Genomic DNA, 16394 nt, shown 5'->3' with positions numbered 1-16394 from the left:
AAACGGCGGCGTGGGCCGTCCGGCCACGGCCCGCTGCGAAACGCCAGCCGCGGGAAATGAGTTATTCACCTAGGCCCCGTAACCTTAGGACGCGTGACGGCTCCCGCCACCAGCAAAATCATCGATACGCTGCGCGATCTCGGCGGCGCGATCGGCGCGGCGGCGCGCCTGCTGTCCCGGCCGCGGGTGGTGGCCATAGTGGTCGGTATCACAGCGCTGGTGGCGGCGGCGACGTGGGTTCCGCTGCCCGCGCCGGTGCAGATGCGCGACTGGGCGGAATCGGTGGGCCCGTGGTTCCCGCTGGCGTTTCTGCTGGCGCATATCGTGGCGACGATCGTGCCGGTCCCCCGCACGCCCTTCACCCTGGCCGCCGGGCTGCTGTTCGGGCCGGCGCTGGGCGTGCCGATCGCGGTGCTCGCCAGCACCGGCAGCGCGGTGATCGCGCTCTATCTGGTGCGCGCGGCCGGGTGGCGGCTGAACCGCCTGGTGCGCCACCGCGCGATCGACACGGTGGACGAGCGCCTGCGGCAGCGGGGCTGGCTGGCCGTCGTGTCGCTGCGGCTGATCCCGGCCGTCCCGTTTTCGGCGATCAACTACGCGGCCGGCGCGTCGGCCGTTCGGGCGTTGCCCTACACGTTGGCCACGCTGTGCGGCCTGCTGCCCGGCACCGCCGCGGTGGTGATCCTCGGCGACGCGCTCGCCGGTCACCCCAGCTCGCTGCTGTACCTGTTTTCGGTATGCACCGGCGCCCTCGGGCTGACCGGGCTGATCGTCGAGATCCGCCACCATCGCCGGCACCACCGCCGGCACCACCGCACCCCGCAGGGCACGGCGCGCGGTGAGGAGCCCGCCACCGTCGGCTGACCGGCCCGCGCTATTGAACGCGCCGCCCGTTGCCTGAAAGATCTGGTAAATGGTGAGGGTTAGCGCCCGGCGTCAGAGAACGCGTACCTCGGTGCTGACGCTCGCAACCTTGGTCAGCGCCGTCGCACTGGTTGCGGCGATCGGCCTGCGGCCCAACGATGTCGATTCGGCAGAGCCCACACCGTCGCCCGTCCTGTCACCCATTGCGCTGCCCGCGGCGAGCGCGATTGGTCCCGGTGCGGGCATCTATGTCGAGTACGCCGACGGCTCCGGCGGAATGGGTTGCACCGCAGGGTTTTTGGTGCGTAGCAGCGCCGGTCGGCCCGGCGTTCTCACCGCGGGTCACTGCAACCGGCCCGGCCAACGCAGCAGGGTGACGATGAACCTCGCCGGCATCCTGCCGTACACACCGTTCGGCGCGTTCGGCCAGACGGTCAGCGAGGGGGCTCACAGCGAACAACACGACATCGGCCTGATCGTGCTCGACGGCGACGCCGTCCCCCAGAGTTCGGCCATCGCCGCCTCGTTGCCGGTCTCCGGCGTCGCGAGCGAACTGCAAATCGGCCAGCAGCTGTGCAAGTTCGGCATGAGCACCAGCGAGGCCATCTGCGGACAGGTCCTCGATGTCACGGACAGCAAGGTCGTGTTTTCGGCGCCCGGCCAGTGCGGCGATTCCGGCGGCCCGGTCTATGTGATGCAGCGCGACGGCACCGCCGCCGCGGTGGGCATCGACATCCGCGGCTTCAATCCCGGCAAGCCCGACGCCAAGTGTTCGGCGCCGGCCAGGTTTTCCATCGCCGAGCTGGTCCAACCCTGGCTCGACAAGTGGAGCCTCACCGCGGTGACGACCCCACCGGCCGGTGCCCACTGAGCTCCAGCGGTTGTGCTGCCGTTGACGAATACCGGAATCTCGCGGCGCCCACGCCCGGCGCGCCTCGGTGAGTCCGTTTCCGAACTAAGCGATAGCGTGCGTGCGGACCGAGTGGTCGAAGGCACAGATGGAGTGGTGGGAATGTTCGAAGCGGTGAATTGCTGGTTTTCGGGGCCGCCGCGTTGGCTCCGGAGCACTGCGGCGGCCAGGTTTGCAATTATCAGCTGCTGTGTCATGGCAATAGCTGGGTGTGGCCACTCGTCGTCGCCGGGCAAAGCCAGCAGCACGGCCACAGCAGGCATCACCACTGATTCGTTGATCGTGAGCCTTGACGACGTGCGTCGCATCTCGGGCGTCGATGCGCTTCAGGCGGGCCCGAGGTCCGAGGTGCGGCAACCACGCCACTCGAATTCAGATGCCCCGGGTCCGTGCCGGGCAGTCTTCGACCAGGGGGCCACATTCGACGACGGTTGGACACAGTTTCGTTCGGTGACTTTCAACGGTGACACCTACGGCGGCGTCGGCGACGTCAAGATTCGCGGTGTCGCCAACGTCATTCAGGCCGTCGGCGTCTACCGGGATGACGGTGCGGCGCGCGCCGCCTTCGATCACCTTGTCTCGACCCTGACGGCGTGTTCAGGGCTGCACGCTGCAAATTATGATTTCACCGTGGACCAGACTGATCCATCCACGGTGGCGTTCAATTCCGACCAATGGAAGCTGATCTATCGCGTCAAGTCCTCGGCCCTGATCAATGTCGGAGCGCTGGGGCTTCCCCAATCGGAGCAGACCGCGCGAACCATTGCTCAGACGATTACCGACCGCATCAAATGGCGCGCTTGGTCCGGCTACTCCGGACGCTGAGTTCCCACCAGCTCGCGAGCCTCCTCGGTGCTCTCCACCGAGGGTCCCGAGCCCAGCAGCGGCTTGCCACCCACTTCGGGCGCGAAGAACAGGGTCACGGCGCCCACCGCCCCGGCGAACATCAGCATATACAACGATGGCGACATGCCAAGTCCACATTTCTCGTCGTTCCTTGCCCGGGCCGGCGAACGACTGCTGCGCTCGCGCCCCCTGGTGCGCGCGCCGATCTGGATCTACAAGGCCCGCGCCGGCGCGCTGTTCGGCTCGCGCATCCTGATGCTCGAACATCTCGGCCGCAAGTCCGGCGCGCGACGCTACGCGGTGCTGGAGGTGGTCGACCACCCCGCGCCCGGCAGCTACGTCGTCGCTTCCGGCTTCGGCCGAAAAGCCCAGTGGTTCCGCAATATCGAGGCCAACCCGCGGGTGCGGGTGTACGCGGGGAGCCGCCGGCCGGCGCCGGCCGTCGCGCGCATCCTCGACCAAGCCGAGGCCGATCGCGTGCTGGCCGCCTACCGCGCCCGGAACCCCCGGACCTGGGAGCAGTTCAAGCAGGTGCTCGAGGGAACGCTCGGCACGACGATCACCGACACCCACACGCCGCTGCCGATGGTCGAATTGCGCCTGGACTAGCCGCGATCCGGGCCCTTCGCCGTCATCGCCGCGAACGTGGCCAACAACGTCGCGGCCGGGAGCATATTGACGAGCTTGTCCCGCACCCGGACGTGCGCGGCCACGGCCAAGGCGAAGTACAACGTCAACATCGCCGTCGTGAGCCGGGCCAGGGCGGGGAACCTGGTGACCGACAGCAGGCCGACCGCGGCGGCCGTCTTGACCACCGGCAGCACGGGCCGAACGCCCTCCGGGACGCCCAGATCATCCAGCGTCTTCCTGATGGGAGCCACCTGGACGCCGCACGCCACCGCGTCGACGGCATGGAACGCGCCAAGCGCCGCATAGGTTTTCGGTGATGTCAAAGCAACCATCGCGCAATCCTATTGGGTCAGCTCCGGCGGCGCCGTCCCCGGCTGGCCGTCCACCGGCTGGCGGGCTATCGCCTCGGCCTTGGCGACGGCCTGAGCGATCGCCGGATCGGTGTCCGTCGAGAACCAGTCGGCGACGTCGGCGTCGTCGTCGGCGGCGTGCTTGGGCGTGTCGTCGACCGGGGACGGCTCGAACCGGAACACCCCGTCCTCGCCCGGCTTGCCCAACATTCGGGTGAAGCCCTGCAGCGCCGCGCTGAAGTCGCTGGGCACCACCCACACCTTGTTGGCGTCGCCGCGGGCCATCTCCGGCAGCGTCTGCAGGTACTGGTAGGCCAGCATCTCCGGGGTGGGCCGGCCGGCCTTGATCGCGGCGAACGTCTTCTCGATGGCCTTCGCCTGCCCCTGCGCCTGCAGATAGGCCGCGGCGCGCTCGCCCTGGGCGCGCAGCATCCGGGACTGCCGGTCGGCCTCGGCGGCCAGGATCGCGGCCTGCTTGGCGCCCTCGGCCGCCAGAATCTGCGACTGCTTGGCGCCCTCGGCTTCCTTGATCGACGACTCGCGCATGCCCTCGGCGGTCAGGATCATCGCGCGCTTTTCCCGGTCGGCCTTCATCTGCTTTTCCATCGAGGCCTGAATCGACGGCGGCGGGTCGATGCTGCGCAGCTCCACCCGGGCCACCCGCAGGCCCCAGCGGCCGGTCGCCTCGTCGAGCACACCGCGCAGCTGGGCGTTGATCTGGTCGCGGGACGTCAGCGTCTGCTCCAGCGTCATGCCGCCGACGACGTTGCGCAGCGTGGTGGTGGTGAGCTGTTCGACGCCGACGATGTAGTTGCTGATCTCGTACACCGCCGCCTGCGGGACGGTGACCTGGAAGTAGACGACCGTGTCGATGTTCAGCGTCAGGTTGTCCTCGGTGATCACCGGCTGCGGCGGGAACGACACCACTCGCTCGCGCAGGTCGACCCGCGCGCGAATGCGGTCGATGAACGGCACCAGCAACGTCAGCTGCCCGCTGACCGTGCGGCTGTATCGGCCCAGGCGTTCGATCACCGCGGCCTCGGCCTGCGGGATCAGCGCAACGGACTTCGCCACCACGATGATCCCGAAGATCACCACGACGGCCAGAAACACCAAACCTGCTACATAACCCGGCATCGGGGTTCCTCCTATTTTTCCGCCACCGATTACACGCCCTTGAAGACCACGGCGGTGGCGCCGTTGATCTGCATGACGGTCACCCGCTCGCCGGGTTCGTACACGTCGTTGTCGTTGAGGGGGCGCGCTGTCCACACCTGGCCGTCCAGCTTCACCTGGCCTTCGTCGCGGGCGACGCGGTCGAGGACCAGCGCGCTCTTGCCCTCCAGCGCCTGGACGCCGGTCGGCAGCCCCTTCGCCGGCGCAAGCCGGCGCCGCAGCACGGGCCGCACCAGGATCAGCAGCAGGACCGAGACGACCACGAACACCACCGCGTCGGCCCACACCGGCCAGTCCAGCAGCCAGGTGCTGCCCGCGGCGGCCAGCGCGCCCCCGGAAAGCATCAGCAGGGACATATCACCCGTCAGCGCCTCGGCACCGGCGAGCACCAGCGCGAATATGAGCCAGATCACCGCGGCGGGCATGCGGTCAGAATACGCGTAATCCGCCTTTGCCGGACCGAACAACTACACTCCGAGATCATGTGGTGTCCCAGTGTCTCGCTGTCCCTGTGGGCCAACGCCTGGCTCGCGGGCAGAGCCGCGCCCGACGACGTTTTGGACGCGTTATCCCTTTGGGCACCAAAGCAATCGGTTACCGCGTATGATGCCGTGGCCGCGGGCCACACCGGGCTGCCGTGGCCCGATGTGCACGACGCCGGAACCGTCTCGTTGTTGCAGACGCTGCGTGCCGCGGCCGGCCGGCGCCGGTTGCGCGGGACGATCAACGTGGTCTTGCCGGTGCCGGGCGACGTGCGGGGGCTGGCCGCGGGCACGCAGTTCGAGCACGACGCGCTGGCCGCGGGCGAAGCGGTGATCATCACCAGCCCCGGCGATTCCGCCGCCGTCGGCCTGGTCCCCGAGTTCTACGACGACGATCCCGACGAGGCCGGCGATCCCCTCGACGCGGAGCCGGCATTTCCCGGCCGGTGCGCGCTGTCCTGGACGGTGTACTCGCTGCCCGGCGCGCCCGCGTTCGACCACCACGAGCTGGGCGACGCCGAGTATGCGCTGCGGTCGGCCGTGCGCTCGGCCGCCGACGCGCTGGGCGCCATCGGCCTGGGATCCGCCGCGGCCGACGTCGACGATCCGCGTGGCCTCGTCGAGCAGTTGCTGGAATCCAGCCGGCGACACCGGATTCCCGACCATGCGCCGACGCGCGCGCTGCGGGTGCTGGAGAACGCCGCGCACGTCGACGCGATCATCGCCGTCAGCGCCGGGCTCAGCCGACTGCCCGACTCGGTCCCGCCCGTAGTCGGCACACCGACCAGCGACGCGCTGCGGCCGCTCACCGCGGTGGTGCGTTCGGCGCGGATGGCCGCGGTCGACGCGATCCTGCAGTCGGCCTGGCCCGACTAGGTTTGAGCGTCTTCGTCATCCTCGTCACGCTCGTCACGCTCATCACGCTCGTCACGCCGAAAGTGAAGCCATTGCGAAAAACCCGCGGCGGATTCGCAACAGTTTCACGCTCGCGAAGGGCTGGGCCGACTAGCGTTCGGCCGCCGCGCAGTGCGGCGGGCGGCACGGCTCCCCGTTGACGCTGGCGAGGCAGCCGGGCACCGGATCGGGGCCCGTCACCCGGGCGGGCGCGCGATCGAACCGCAGTTCGTCGATCAAGCCCGCCGCCAGCCGGGCGAAGCGCCGATCCGCGTTGGGCGTGGCGGCCCGGGCGAACGCCATCCCCGCCGCCTCGGCCTGTGACCGCAACTCGTGGTCGAGGTCCCACACCACCTCGATGTGGTCGGCGACGAAACCGACCGGGCAGACGATGACGGCCTCAGTGCCCGCTTTCGCGAGCCCCGTCAGGTGGTCCGCGACGTCGGGTTCCAGCCACGGGACCTGCGGCGGCCCCGAGCGCGACTGCCACGTCAGGTCGTAGTCGGCGATGCCCGCCGCAGCCGCAACCAGCCTTGCGGCGTAGGCGACTTGGCGGCTGTAGAGCCGCGGGCCGCAGCGCTGATCGGCGGCCACCGGGATCGAATGCGCGGTGAACACCAGCCGCGCGTCGCCGCGCAGCCCGGCGGGCAGGGTGGCGGCCGCCGCCGCGATGGCTTCGGCGAACATCTCGACGAAAAGCGGATGGTCGAAGTAGGGCCGCAGTTTCACCAGCTCGGGCGCGTCCGGCCCGGTCACCCGCCGCGCCCGGGCGATGTCCTCGACGTACTGCGTGCAGCTGGAGTAGCCGCTCCACGCCGAGGTGACGAATACCGCCGCGCGACGAATGCCGTTGTCCCGCATCGTCGCAACGGACTCTTCGACGTAGGGCTCCCAGTTGCGGTTGCCGAAGTAGACCGGCAGGTCCAGCTCGGCCCCCAGTTCGGCGATCAGCGCGCGGTTGATGCCGTTGATCGGCGACACCCCGTCGAAGTGCAGGTAGTGCTCGGCGACGTCGTCGAGGCGCTCGGGCGGGACGTCGCGGCCGCGGGTGACGTTCTCCAGGAACGGCCGAACCTGCTCCGGCCCTTCCGGCCCGCCGAAGGACAGCAGCAGGACCGCATCGAATTCCATTGCTGTCTAAAGCAATTGGGTGCTGGCGCCGCCGTCGGCGTAGATGACGGTCCCAGTCGTGGCCGGCAGCCACTCGGAGAGCAGCGCGCACACCGTCTTGGCGACCGGCGTGGGGTCCTTCATGTTCCAGCCGACCGGGGCGCGCTGGTCCCAGCCCTCCTCGAGCAGCTGGATCTGCGCCCCGGCCTCGTCGCCGAGTGCGCCCCCGACGATCGCACTCATCGCCAGGGTCCGGATCGGCCCCGCCGCAACGAGGTTCGAGCGGACACCGTATGGGCCGGCCTCGCGCGCGACGAACCGGTTGACCGACTCCAGCGCGCTCTTGGCGACGGTCATCCAGTTGTAGGCCGGCATCGCGCGGCTCGGGTCGAAGTCCATGCCGACGATGGAGCCGCCGGGATTCATGATGGGCAGCAACGCCTTTGCCATCGAGGCGTACGAGTACGCGGAGATGTGGATGCCCTTGGCGACGTCCTCCCACGGCGCGTCGAAAAACGGGTTGATGCCCATGCCGGACTGCGGCATGAAGCCGATCGAATGCACCACGCCGTCGAGCCGGTCGCCGATCGCCTCGGTCACCCGCTCGGCGAGGGTGTCCAGGTGCTCCTGGTTCTGCACGTCGAGCTCGATGAGGGGGGCCTTCTCCGGGAGCCGGTCGGCGATGCGCTGAATCAGACGCAACCGGTCGAAGCCGGTCAGCACCAGCTGGGCGCCCTGTTCCTGGGCCACCCGCGCGATGTGGAACGCGATCGACGCGTCGGTGATGATCCCGCTGACCAGAATCCGTTTGCCGTCAAGCAGTCCTGCCATGTCCGTCCTATCGTTCCTCAGTGGCCCATGCCCATGCCGCCGTCGACCGGGATGACCGCACCGGAGATGTAACTCGCATCCTCCGACGCCAGGAAGCTGACCACCCCGGCGACCTCGGCGGCGGTGCCTACCCGCTTCGCCGGGATGAATTGCAGTGCCCCCTCCTGGATCCGCTCGTCCAGCGCGCGTGTCATGTCGGTGTCGATGTAGCCCGGGGCCACCACGTTCGCGGTCACGTTCGCCTTCGACATCTCCCGGGCGATCGAGCGGGCCATGCCGATCACACCGGCCTTGGAGGCCGCGTAGTTGGCCTGGTTGCCGATGCCCCAGGTGCCGGAGACCGAACCGATGAAGATCATTCGGCCGAACTTGTTGCGCTGCATGCTGCGCGATGCCCGCTGGGCCACCCGGAACGCCCCGGTGAGGTTGGCGTCGATGACCTTCTCGAACTTCTCCTCGGTCATCCGCATGAGGAACGCGTCGGCGGCGACGCCGGCGTTGGACACCAGCACCTCGACCGGACCCTGATGCTGCTCGACCTCCTTGAAGGCGCGGTCGACGGCGTCGTTGTCGGTGACGTCGCATTCGACACCGAACAGCCCCTCGGGCGCCCCCGATCCGCGGTGCGTGACGGCCACCTTGTGGCCGTCGGCGGCCAGCCGCTTCGCGATCGCCAGACCGATGCCCCGGTTTCCGCCCGTCACCAGGACCGAGCGGGATACGAATGCGGGTTTGCCGTAGTCGGCGGCGGGGTCGGTGGCCGTGTCAGTCACCCGGCCAACCTATCGTCTCGCCGCGGCGGGGCCGAAATCTCCCCCTCGTTACCGCGAGCCGAACCAGGCTGCGAATTCCGGTATCGGATTTCGCACTGCGGTTCGGCTCGCGAGGAGATGTCGGTATGACGCAGCACACTTTCGGCCATGACAGGTCCCTTTATGGGCAGTCACGCCCTATCTGCGGGCACGTTGACGCCCTACCAACTGCGCAGTCGGTATGTCCCTGTCCACAAAGACGTCTATGTGTCGCGGGATTGCGAGCTCACCGCGAAATTGCGGGCAAAAGCGCTGTGGCTGCGCTCGCGGCAGCGCGGCGTGCTGGCGGGCTACTCGGCGTCCGCTCTTCATGGTGCCAAGTGGATCGGCGCGGACCTTCCCGCAGCGATCATCTATGCGAACAGTCGCCGCGAGCCGGGAGTCCAAACCTGGGAAGACCGCATCGAGCAGGACGAGATCTGTGTTATCGACGGCATGCGCGTCACTACGCGTGAGCGGACGGCCCTCGACCTGGCCAGTCGATTGCCGCTGGACTCCGCGGTTGCGGCGGTCGACGCCCTGGTGCAGGCCACCGATGTGAAAATGGCTGACGTCGAGCTGTTGGTCGAGCGCTATCGGGGCCGCCGTGGCATCAAGTCCGCGCGCGCCGCTCTCGACCTCGTCGACGGCGGCGCTCAGTCGCCCAAAGAGACCTGGCTGCGACTATTGCTGATCCGCGCCGGTTTCCCGCGCCCCCAGACACAGATCGCGGTCTGCAACGAATGGGGTTGGGCAGAAGCATATTTGGATATGGGCTGGGAAGAGATAAAGGTTGCGGCCGAGTACGACGGCGGTCACCACCTGACTGACCCGTACCACGTTCGGAAAGACATCCGCAGGCACGAGAAGGTGACACACCGCTACGGGTGGATCGTGATCCGTGTCGTCGCCAATGATCATCCCGCGGACATCATCCAGCGGGTCCGCGAGGCACGGGCCTCGCGAACCCAACCACACTGCGAAAACCGCCGCCCGAAATAGCAGCCAGGTTCGGCTCGCGGAAAGAAAACCTACGTGGGCAGCCGGCGGTTGATCAGCAGCGCCGCCAGCCCCGCCAGCGCCAGCACGAACGCGCCCAGCCGCAGCCAGCCCACGCTGGCGTCGCCGCGGATCGTCTCGTAGCCGATCTGCTGCTGCAGCGACGCGTACACGGCCTTGAGCTCCTCCAGGCTGGCGGCGTTGTACCAGTTCCCCCCGGAGAGCTGGGCGACCTTCTTCATGGTGGAGTCGTCGACCGGCACCGGCTGGCGCTGGTCGTTGATCTCGACGAAGCCGTAGGGCGTGCCGAACGAGATCGTCGAGATCGGCACGCCCTGGTCCTTGGCGGTGCGCGCGGCGGTGAAGGCGCCCTTCGGGTTGTCCGGGTTGGTCGGCATCGTCTCCTTGCCGTCGGAGAACAACACGATGCGCGCCGGCGGCGGGGTGTCGCCGCCGCCGATCACCGCCCCGACCGTCGCGATGGCCTGCAGCGCGGTGAAGATCCCCTCGCCGGTGGCGGTCCGGTCGGCGAACTGCAGCTTGTCCAGCGCGTTCTTGGTCGCCTCCCGGTTGGTCGTCGGCGACACCAGCACCGTCGCGGTTCCCGCGTAGGCGATCAACCCGAGGTTGATGCCCGGCGTCAGCTCGTCGGCGAATTGCTTGGCGGCCTCCTGCGCGGCGGCCATCCGGTTCGGCTGCACGTCGGTGGCCCGCATCGACTGCGACACGTCGATCACCAGCATCACCACCGCGCGGTTGCGCGGGATCCGGACATCGTTCGTCGGCCCCGCCATCGCGATGGTGAACAGCACCAGCGACGCCACCAACAGGATCGCCGGCAGATGCCGCCATTTGGCGGGCCGCTTCGGCGCGACGCTTTCCAGCAGCTCCATGTTGGCGAACCGCAGCATCCGGCGCTGCCGCGCCAACTGCATGACGACATACAGCGCGGCCAAGCCGACGACGACGAGAAGGAAAAGAAAGAACCACGAGTGGGCGAAGCCGGACAGCGACATCGGCCCCAGCAGTGGCAGCGTCACTGGCGGCCCGCCATCGCCCCGCGCCGGCGGGACTCGACGAAGCGGACGATGTCACCGATCCAGTCCCGGTCGGTGCGCAGCGTCAATACCGGTGCCCCACAACCGCGAATCGTGCGCGCCACCTCCTCGCGATGCGCGGCGGCCGCCTTGGCGAAGTCGTCGCGCAGCTGGGCATCGATGGTGAATTCGCGGGTGACCCCGGTCTCGGCGTCCTGCAGCACGACGTCGCCGACGTCGGGCAGCTCGACGTCGCGGGGATCGAGCACCTCGATGGCCAGCACCTCGTGGCGCGCCGCGATGGCCCGCAGCGGACGCATCCAGTTGATCGGGCCCAGGAAATCGCTGATGATCACGGCCATTCCCCGACGGCGTTCCGGCCGGCGCAGCGCATCGATCGCGGTCGCCAGGTCCCCGCGGACCCCGACCGGCGCCTTGGGCGTCGTCGCGATCGTCCGCAGCAGGGTCTGCTCGTGCTGGCGCCCAGAGCGCGCCGGCACTCGGGTGATGGTCGCGCCGGTGGCGACGATCGCGCCGAGCCGGTTGCCCCCGCCGCTGTTGAGGAACGTGATGGCCGCCGCGGCCGCGACCGCCAGGTCGCGCTTCTCGCACACCGTGGTTCCGAAGTCCAGGCTGGCCGACATGTCGACCACCAGCCAGGTCTCCAGTTCGCGGTCGGCGATCATCTGGCGGACGTGCGGGTGCGTGGTGCGCGCGGTGACCGCCCAGTCCATCCGCCGGACGTCGTCGCCCGGCTGATACAGGCGCGACTCCCCCGGCTCCGAGCCGGGACCCGGGATCAGCCCGAGATGGTCGCCGTGCAGGACACCGTCCAGCTTCCGCCGGACGGTCAGCTCGAGGGTGCGCAGCGCCGCCGACAGCTTCGGGTCGTCGATCTGCCCGCGCTGGAACGACGGTGGATGCGGCACCGCCCGCTTGTCGGGATCGGTCACCGACCGCTAGCCGCCACGGTCTGCATCACCGGGGGCACCGAATGGCCTTGCTGGGGAACGGCATTCACTTGCGGCAGCGCGACGGTCTGCAGGACCCGGTTGATCACGATCTCCGGCGAGATCTCGTCGGCGAGCGCATCGTAGGTCAGCACCAGCCGGTGCCGCAGCACGTCGGGAATGACCTCGACGACATCCTGCGGGATCACGTAGTCGCGGCCGCGCACCAGCGCCAGGGAGCGTGCGCCGGCGATGATGCCCAGCGACGCGCGCGGGGACGCGCCGAACGAGACCCAGGTCTTGACGTCGTTCATCCCGAGCTGCTCCGGGTAACGGGTCGCCATGACGACGCGCACCACGTAGTCGACCAGCGCGTGGTGAACGAAGACGTTGGCGGCGATGTCCTGCAGCCGCACCAGGTCGCCGGTGTTGAGGATCTGCTTGGGCTGCGGCGGTGTCACCCCCATCCGGTAGATGATCTCCCGCTCCTCCTCCGGCGACGGGTAGCCGACGTTGATCTTGAACAGGAAGCGGTCCCGCTGCGCCTCGGGCAACGGGTAGACGCCCTCGTGCTCGATCGGGTTCTGCGTGGCCATCACCAGGAACGGGTTGGGCAGCGGGAAGGTCTTGCCGCCGATCGACACGTGGCGCTCCTGCATGACCTCCAGCAGCGCGGACTGCACCTTCGCCGGTGCGCGGTTGATCTCGTCGGCGAGCAGGAAGTTCACCACCACCGGGCCGAGCTCGGTGTCGAACTCCTCCTTGCCCTGCCGGTAGATGCGGGTGCCGATGATGTCGGTGGGCACCAGGTCGGGGGTGAACTGGATGCGCGCGAACGTCCCGCCGACCACCCGCGCGAAGGTCTCCACGGCCAGCGTCTTGGCCACGCCGGGAACACCCTCGAGCAGCACGTGCCCCTTGGACAGCAGGCCCACCAGCATCCGCTCCACCAGCTGGTCCTGGCCGACGATGATCCGCTTGACCTCGAAGATGGCGCGTTCGAGGGTGTGCACCTCGGCGGCCAGCCCATTGCCGCCGCCCGGGGGCGCTTCGTGGGCCGGCGGGGCGGAATGCCCGCCAGGGCCCGAATATCCACTGGCGCCCGGGGGCGGCCCGCCTGCTGATGTCATCAAGAACCCTCCACGCTCATTCGGACACGACTGCCGGGCAGCGACGTGCCCTCGTCCAACTATTCCAGGCCCGCCGGTTCCCGTCGACGTCGCGGTTCGCACACCCGGCTCAGTACTCGATGATCCTAGTCAGGAACGGCGTCATCCCGGGCTTGCGGACCGGGCTGACCGTGACCTTGCCGGCACTGCCGGATGCCTCCAGCATCTGACCGTTGCCCAGGTACATGGTGACGTGCTGGCCGCCGCCCGGGCCGTAAAAGATGAGGTCGCCGCGCCTGGCCTCGTTGGGAGGAATGTGGCGGCCGGCGTTGTACTGGTCACCGGAGAACCGCGGGATCAGCACGCCGACGCCGGCGAAGCCGTAGCGCATCAGGCCCGAGCAGTCGAACCCGGTGATGTTGGCGCCGTCGCCGACGCCCTTGCTGGGACCGTCCAGCGAGCCGCCGCCCCACGAGTACGGCACGCCCATCTGCGATCCCATCCGCTTGATCACGTACTCGATCGCCTGCCGGCCGTAGACCCGCGGGATCTTCCCGCCGGGGTTGGTCGGGGTCGCGGCGGCGGGCGGGTCGCCGCCGAGGTTGATCCCCAGCCCGCTGAGGAACTGCTTGCCCAGATCCAGCGTGGTCTGGGTGGCCTGCGCGGTGGCTTGCAGCGACTGATTGGCGACGGCCAGCGGGTCCCCCGGCGCGCCGGCGCTGATGGTGGCGGGCAGGGTGGGGTCCCACTGGCCCGGGTCGGCGGTGGCGGGAGCGGCGACGGACAACGTCAACGCGACCACCACCGTGGCGGCCCAGGCCAGGGACAGCCGAAAACCCTTGCGCCGCATGGCTCCTCGTTCGGTGCTCACCGTGGTGGTCACCACTCGATGTAGCGGACGACGTAGGGGGTCATGCCGCTGGTGCGCACGGGCGCGACGCGCACCTTGAGGCCGACGTCGGGGGCCTCGAGCATCTGGCCGTCGCCGAGATAGATCGTCACGTGCTGGCTGCCGCCCGGGCCGTAGAAGATGACGTCGCCGCGGCGCATCTGCGACGACGGGATCTTGCGGCCCAGGTTGTACTGCGCACCCGAGTAGTGCGGCAGCTTGATGCCGACCCCGGCGAACGAATACAGGACCAGGCCCGAGCAGTCGAAACCGACCGTGCCTGCGCCGGAGTCGATGCCCTTACTGGGCCCGGCGGCGTTGCCGCCACCCCAGGAGTAGGGCACCCCGATCTGGGACATGCCGCGGCGAATCACGTACTCGGTGGCCTGCCGCCCGTACACGCGGGGGATCCGGCTGGTGCCGTTCGGGGTGGCGTTGGTGATGCCGGTGTCGTCGGGCTTGAGGATGCCCAGCTGCTGCAGGAAACTGCGTCCCATGCCGGCGGTGACCTGCGTCGAGGTCGCCGAGATGCCCAGCACCTGGTTGATCACCGCGATCGGGTCGCCGGGAACGTTGGCGCTGGGGATCATCGGCAGCGACGGGTCCCAGAGGCCATCCCATTGGCGGCCGCCGGCGGGCGGCGCGCCGCCCGGTGATCCGGGATCCCACCGGTCGCCCGACGGCGGCACCGCGGGCCCTTTGCCGGCCGACCATTGGCGTGCGGCCTCGAGCCGGGCCGTCTCGAGTTTGGCCTGGGCCTCCTCGCGCTCGGCGGCCAGGCGCGCGGCCTCCGCACGCTGTTCGTCGAACTTGCGCCTCGAGTCGACGAGCGCGGCCACCGCGGCGTCCTGGCTGGCCTTCGCGTCGGCGGCGGCCTTGTCCGCCTTCTGCTTGGCCAGCCGCGCCGCCGATTCCTTGTTCACCTGCTCGGTCCGGGCCCGCTGCAGGTTGTCCATCACCGCCCGGGAACTGGCGGTCAGGGTCCGGGCGGCGGTTTCGGTGGCGATCATCTCGTCGGGGCTGGTCGCGGTCAGGTAGGCGCCGGACGGGCCGTTCATGTACGTCGCCGCCGCGAAGGTGTTGAACCGGCGCTGGGCCGCGGCGATGGCGGCGTTGGCGTCCTTGACCCCCTGCTGGCTGGCCTCCAGGTCGCGGGCGGCAGCGGCCTCGTTGTCGCGGGCGATCTCCACGTCGACCAGCGCCTTGTTGACGCTTTCCTGCGCGGTCTGGATTTCGGCGCTCAGGTCCTGCATGCGCTGGTTGGCCTTGGCGACGTTCGCGATCAGCGCGGCCAGCCTGTCGGCGTTGGGGTCGCCGTGCGCCAGGCCCGGCGTGCACACCAGCAGGGCCGCGCTCAGGACCGACGGGATGACCGGCCGGAGCAGCCTGGCGATCGGTCGCGCGGAGGAGCCACGGGGGGTACGTGTCATTCGACTCGGGTCTCCTATGGCTCAGCGCGAAGGACGGCGCAAATCACAGATTTCTCGGCAAACACCAAAGACAACATGAGCATCATTTGCACCGTACGTCACACCGCACGCTATGGAAACGCGAGCAACAAACTGCACTCTGGAAGTGCGTTTACTGTGACCGAATAGTGACCTGGCGTGTTTGCCGCAGCGGCCCGACGGGTTCGCCCGGCATTTTCGGCCGGGCTCGAAACGCTGGTCAGGCGCCCTGACCGGGCTCCTCGGGTGGGGGTTGGGCCGCGGCCGCCGGCGTTGCTGATCGCTTGGCGCGCAACTGCAGCAGCCGGGTGCCGACGGCCGCCGCGAGCACCCCGATCAGCAAAGCGATCGTCAACCCCGTCCAGGGAAATTCGGGGGCGTTGAGCTCGTTCAGAAAGTGCTGCGCCGAGACCGTCGGATTGCCCGTCTTGGCGATGTCCTCGCCGGCCTCGAGCGTCACCCGCGGGAAGTGCGTGCTGTAGCTGCCGACGTAGCTCGGGCTGAGCGTCAGCACGGTGACGTCGTGGTAGTCGGCGCCGACCACCGTCGAGATGTCGCGCAGGGGCGTGTCGTTCGGGGGGTTGTGGTCGAGCAGGACGATCTTGAGGTTGATGCCCTCGGCGTGCGCCTGGTTGACGATGCCGAGCAGCGCCGGCGCGGCATCCGGCGGCGCGCTGACCCCGGTCGCCGCGACCTGGGCCTTGACCGCCGTCATGTCGACGTCCTGCGGGATGTACTGCGGCAGCGCCGGGATGGTCTGAGGCAGCGGGGAATCGAAAGAAGGTTGCCCGGTCATTGACTTCCCTCCTGCCACTTTCTGCCCAGTGCTAGCCCAGTGCTAAAGGAACCGTACGCGACACGTAAACCACGCACACAACACGCCGACGGCGGTGGCAGTGCGTTAAGTCTCGGCTCGCCCATACGAGGTGGGTCGGCATGCATTGGGACGTCGCGAGGGGTTTAAACCCGTGCCCCGCGAGACAAGACTGGATATACGAGTGCCGGCGCAATGCAGGACAAGCGTACTGTTAAAGTTGGCACCGCGCCGGCACGGCCCGTCGGCGAAGAACTAAATCCT

Annotated in this window: 19 protein-coding genes; 6 read left to right on the top strand and 13 right to left on the bottom strand. The window is 68.9% G+C overall.

Annotation, left to right across the window (positions count from 1 at the left end; genetic code table 11):
* Positions 1 to 93 precede the first annotated feature (93 nt).
* The 3 genes from AC5Y6X_RS09255 (at position 94) to AC5Y6X_RS09245 (ending at position 2599) form a co-directional block, all read left to right on the top strand.
* Positions 94 to 864 carry a TVP38/TMEM64 family protein gene (locus tag AC5Y6X_RS09255; RefSeq protein ID WP_499986014.1) on the top strand — a complete coding sequence of 257 codons (771 nt, stop codon included), beginning with the start codon at positions 94 to 96 and terminating at the stop codon, positions 862 to 864.
* A gap of 91 nt (positions 865 to 955) precedes the next feature.
* Positions 956 to 1735, top strand: coding sequence for a chymotrypsin family serine protease (locus AC5Y6X_RS09250; protein WP_499986011.1), 780 nt, complete (start codon positions 956 to 958; stop codon positions 1733 to 1735).
* A gap of 141 nt (positions 1736 to 1876) precedes the next feature.
* Positions 1877 to 2599 (top strand): sensor domain-containing protein, encoded by a 723-nt coding sequence (locus AC5Y6X_RS09245; protein ID WP_499986009.1) that lies wholly within the window; start codon positions 1877 to 1879, stop codon positions 2597 to 2599.
* Here AC5Y6X_RS09245 and AC5Y6X_RS09240 read toward each other — a convergent pair.
* Positions 2584 to 2745 carry a hypothetical protein gene (locus tag AC5Y6X_RS09240; RefSeq protein WP_499986008.1) on the bottom strand — a complete coding sequence of 54 codons (162 nt, stop codon included), beginning with the start codon at positions 2743 to 2745 and terminating at the stop codon, positions 2584 to 2586. The genes AC5Y6X_RS09245 and AC5Y6X_RS09240 overlap by 16 nt on opposite strands.
* On the opposite strand from AC5Y6X_RS09240, the gene AC5Y6X_RS09235 reads away from it, so the two are divergent.
* Positions 2744 to 3229, top strand: a complete 486-nt coding sequence (locus AC5Y6X_RS09235) for a nitroreductase family deazaflavin-dependent oxidoreductase (protein ID WP_499986007.1) — start codon at positions 2744 to 2746, stop codon at positions 3227 to 3229. The two genes, AC5Y6X_RS09240 and AC5Y6X_RS09235, sit on opposite strands and share 2 nt — an antisense overlap.
* Here AC5Y6X_RS09235 and AC5Y6X_RS09230 read toward each other — a convergent pair.
* The 3 genes from AC5Y6X_RS09230 to AC5Y6X_RS09220 are packed head-to-tail and all read right to left on the bottom strand — an operon-like array spanning position 3226 to position 5201.
* Positions 3226 to 3582 (bottom strand): DoxX family protein, encoded by a 357-nt coding sequence (locus tag AC5Y6X_RS09230; protein WP_499986005.1) that lies wholly within the window; start codon positions 3580 to 3582, stop codon positions 3226 to 3228. The genes AC5Y6X_RS09235 and AC5Y6X_RS09230 overlap by 4 nt on opposite strands.
* A gap of 9 nt (positions 3583 to 3591) precedes the next feature.
* Positions 3592 to 4737: an SPFH domain-containing protein gene (locus AC5Y6X_RS09225; protein ID WP_499986004.1), complete on the bottom strand. Its 1146-nt coding sequence runs from the start codon at positions 4735 to 4737 to the stop codon at positions 3592 to 3594.
* A 29-nt stretch (positions 4738 to 4766) separates the two neighbouring features.
* Positions 4767 to 5201, bottom strand: coding sequence for an NfeD family protein (locus tag AC5Y6X_RS09220; protein ID WP_324681382.1), 435 nt, complete (start codon positions 5199 to 5201; stop codon positions 4767 to 4769).
* 57 nt (positions 5202 to 5258) lie between these two features.
* On the opposite strand from AC5Y6X_RS09220, the gene AC5Y6X_RS09215 reads away from it, so the two are divergent.
* Positions 5259 to 6134 (top strand): Rv1486c family protein, encoded by an 876-nt coding sequence (locus AC5Y6X_RS09215; protein ID WP_499986002.1) that lies wholly within the window; start codon positions 5259 to 5261, stop codon positions 6132 to 6134.
* Between the two features lie 129 nt (positions 6135 to 6263).
* Here the strand turns inward: AC5Y6X_RS09215 and AC5Y6X_RS09210 are convergent, their stop codons facing one another.
* Genes AC5Y6X_RS09210 through fabG1 form a run of 3 tightly spaced genes read right to left on the bottom strand, consistent with a single transcriptional unit; the run spans position 6264 to position 8866 of the window.
* Entirely contained in the window at positions 6264 to 7283 is a 1020-nt protein-coding gene (locus tag AC5Y6X_RS09210) for a ferrochelatase (protein WP_499986000.1), read from the bottom strand.
* Positions 7284 to 7289: 6 nt separating this feature from the next.
* Positions 7290 to 8093, bottom strand: coding sequence for an NADH-dependent enoyl-ACP reductase InhA (gene inhA, locus AC5Y6X_RS09205; RefSeq protein ID WP_499985999.1), 804 nt, complete (start codon positions 8091 to 8093; stop codon positions 7290 to 7292).
* Between the two features lie 17 nt (positions 8094 to 8110).
* A complete protein-coding gene (fabG1, locus tag AC5Y6X_RS09200) occupies positions 8111 to 8866 on the bottom strand; it encodes a 3-oxoacyl-ACP reductase FabG1 (protein ID WP_499985997.1) in 756 nt (251 codons plus the stop codon).
* 147 nt (positions 8867 to 9013) lie between these two features.
* Here fabG1 and AC5Y6X_RS09195 point away from each other — a divergent pair, with 147 nt between their 5' ends.
* Positions 9014 to 9886, top strand: a complete 873-nt coding sequence (locus tag AC5Y6X_RS09195; RefSeq protein WP_499985995.1) for a type IV toxin-antitoxin system AbiEi family antitoxin — start codon at positions 9014 to 9016, stop codon at positions 9884 to 9886.
* Positions 9887 to 9915: 29 nt separating this feature from the next.
* On the opposite strand, the gene AC5Y6X_RS09190 is transcribed toward AC5Y6X_RS09195, so the two are convergent.
* The 6 genes from AC5Y6X_RS09190 to AC5Y6X_RS09165 form a co-directional block, all read right to left on the bottom strand.
* A complete protein-coding gene (locus AC5Y6X_RS09190; protein ID WP_499985994.1) occupies positions 9916 to 10923 on the bottom strand; it encodes a VWA domain-containing protein in 1008 nt (335 codons plus the stop codon).
* Positions 10920 to 11873 (bottom strand): DUF58 domain-containing protein, encoded by a 954-nt coding sequence (locus tag AC5Y6X_RS09185; RefSeq protein WP_324681373.1) that lies wholly within the window; start codon positions 11871 to 11873, stop codon positions 10920 to 10922. Before AC5Y6X_RS09185 ends, AC5Y6X_RS09190 begins: the two co-directional genes overlap by 4 nt.
* Entirely contained in the window at positions 11870 to 13000 is a 1131-nt protein-coding gene (moxR1, locus tag AC5Y6X_RS09180; protein ID WP_324681371.1) for a chaperone MoxR1, read from the bottom strand. The genes AC5Y6X_RS09185 and moxR1 overlap by 4 nt, the downstream gene beginning before the upstream one ends.
* Before the next feature lie 109 nt (positions 13001 to 13109).
* Entirely contained in the window at positions 13110 to 13829 is a 720-nt protein-coding gene (gene ripB / locus AC5Y6X_RS09175) for an NlpC/P60 family peptidoglycan endopeptidase RipB (protein WP_324681469.1), read from the bottom strand.
* 29 nt (positions 13830 to 13858) lie between these two features.
* Complete coding sequence (gene ripA / locus AC5Y6X_RS09170; protein ID WP_324681369.1) at positions 13859 to 15298, bottom strand: NlpC/P60 family peptidoglycan endopeptidase RipA; 1440 nt, start codon at positions 15296 to 15298, stop codon at positions 13859 to 13861.
* Between the two features lie 238 nt (positions 15299 to 15536).
* Entirely contained in the window at positions 15537 to 16112 is a 576-nt protein-coding gene (locus AC5Y6X_RS09165) for an Rv1476 family membrane protein (RefSeq protein WP_324681368.1), read from the bottom strand.
* Between the last annotated feature and the right edge of the window lie 282 nt (positions 16113 to 16394).

Source organism: Mycobacterium sp. NGS26 (assembly GCF_059813025.1).
Note: the sequence above shows the minus strand (reverse complement) of the source record. Positions and strands in the feature narration are given on the sequence as shown.

Bases quoted from the DNA above. Each gene is read 5' to 3' on its own strand.
- AC5Y6X_RS09245 (WP_499986009.1), top strand. From the start codon at position 1,877: ATGTTCGAAGCGGTGAATTGCTGGTTTTCGGGGCCGCCGCGTTGGCTC.
- AC5Y6X_RS09235 (WP_499986007.1), top strand. From the start codon at position 2,744: ATGCCAAGTCCACATTTCTCGTCGTTCCTTGCCCGGGCCGGCGAACGA.
- AC5Y6X_RS09240 (WP_499986008.1), bottom strand. From the start codon at position 2,745: ATGTCGCCATCGTTGTATATGCTGATGTTCGCCGGGGCGGTGGGCGCC.
- AC5Y6X_RS09230 (WP_499986005.1), bottom strand. From the start codon at position 3,582: ATGGTTGCTTTGACATCACCGAAAACCTATGCGGCGCTTGGCGCGTTC.
- AC5Y6X_RS09225 (WP_499986004.1), bottom strand. From the start codon at position 4,737: ATGCCGGGTTATGTAGCAGGTTTGGTGTTTCTGGCCGTCGTGGTGATC.
- AC5Y6X_RS09220 (WP_324681382.1), bottom strand. From the start codon at position 5,201: ATGCCCGCCGCGGTGATCTGGCTCATATTCGCGCTGGTGCTCGCCGGT.
- AC5Y6X_RS09215 (WP_499986002.1), top strand. From the start codon at position 5,259: ATGTGGTGTCCCAGTGTCTCGCTGTCCCTGTGGGCCAACGCCTGGCTC.
- AC5Y6X_RS09210 (WP_499986000.1), bottom strand. From the start codon at position 7,283: ATGGAATTCGATGCGGTCCTGCTGCTGTCCTTCGGCGGGCCGGAAGGG.
- inhA (WP_499985999.1), bottom strand. From the start codon at position 8,093: ATGGCAGGACTGCTTGACGGCAAACGGATTCTGGTCAGCGGGATCATC.
- AC5Y6X_RS09195 (WP_499985995.1), top strand. From the start codon at position 9,014: ATGACAGGTCCCTTTATGGGCAGTCACGCCCTATCTGCGGGCACGTTG.
- moxR1 (WP_324681371.1), bottom strand. From the start codon at position 13,000: ATGACATCAGCAGGCGGGCCGCCCCCGGGCGCCAGTGGATATTCGGGC.
- ripB (WP_324681469.1), bottom strand. From the start codon at position 13,829: ATGCGGCGCAAGGGTTTTCGGCTGTCCCTGGCCTGGGCCGCCACGGTG.
- ripA (WP_324681369.1), bottom strand. From the start codon at position 15,298: ATGACACGTACCCCCCGTGGCTCCTCCGCGCGACCGATCGCCAGGCTG.
- AC5Y6X_RS09165 (WP_324681368.1), bottom strand. From the start codon at position 16,112: ATGACCGGGCAACCTTCTTTCGATTCCCCGCTGCCTCAGACCATCCCG.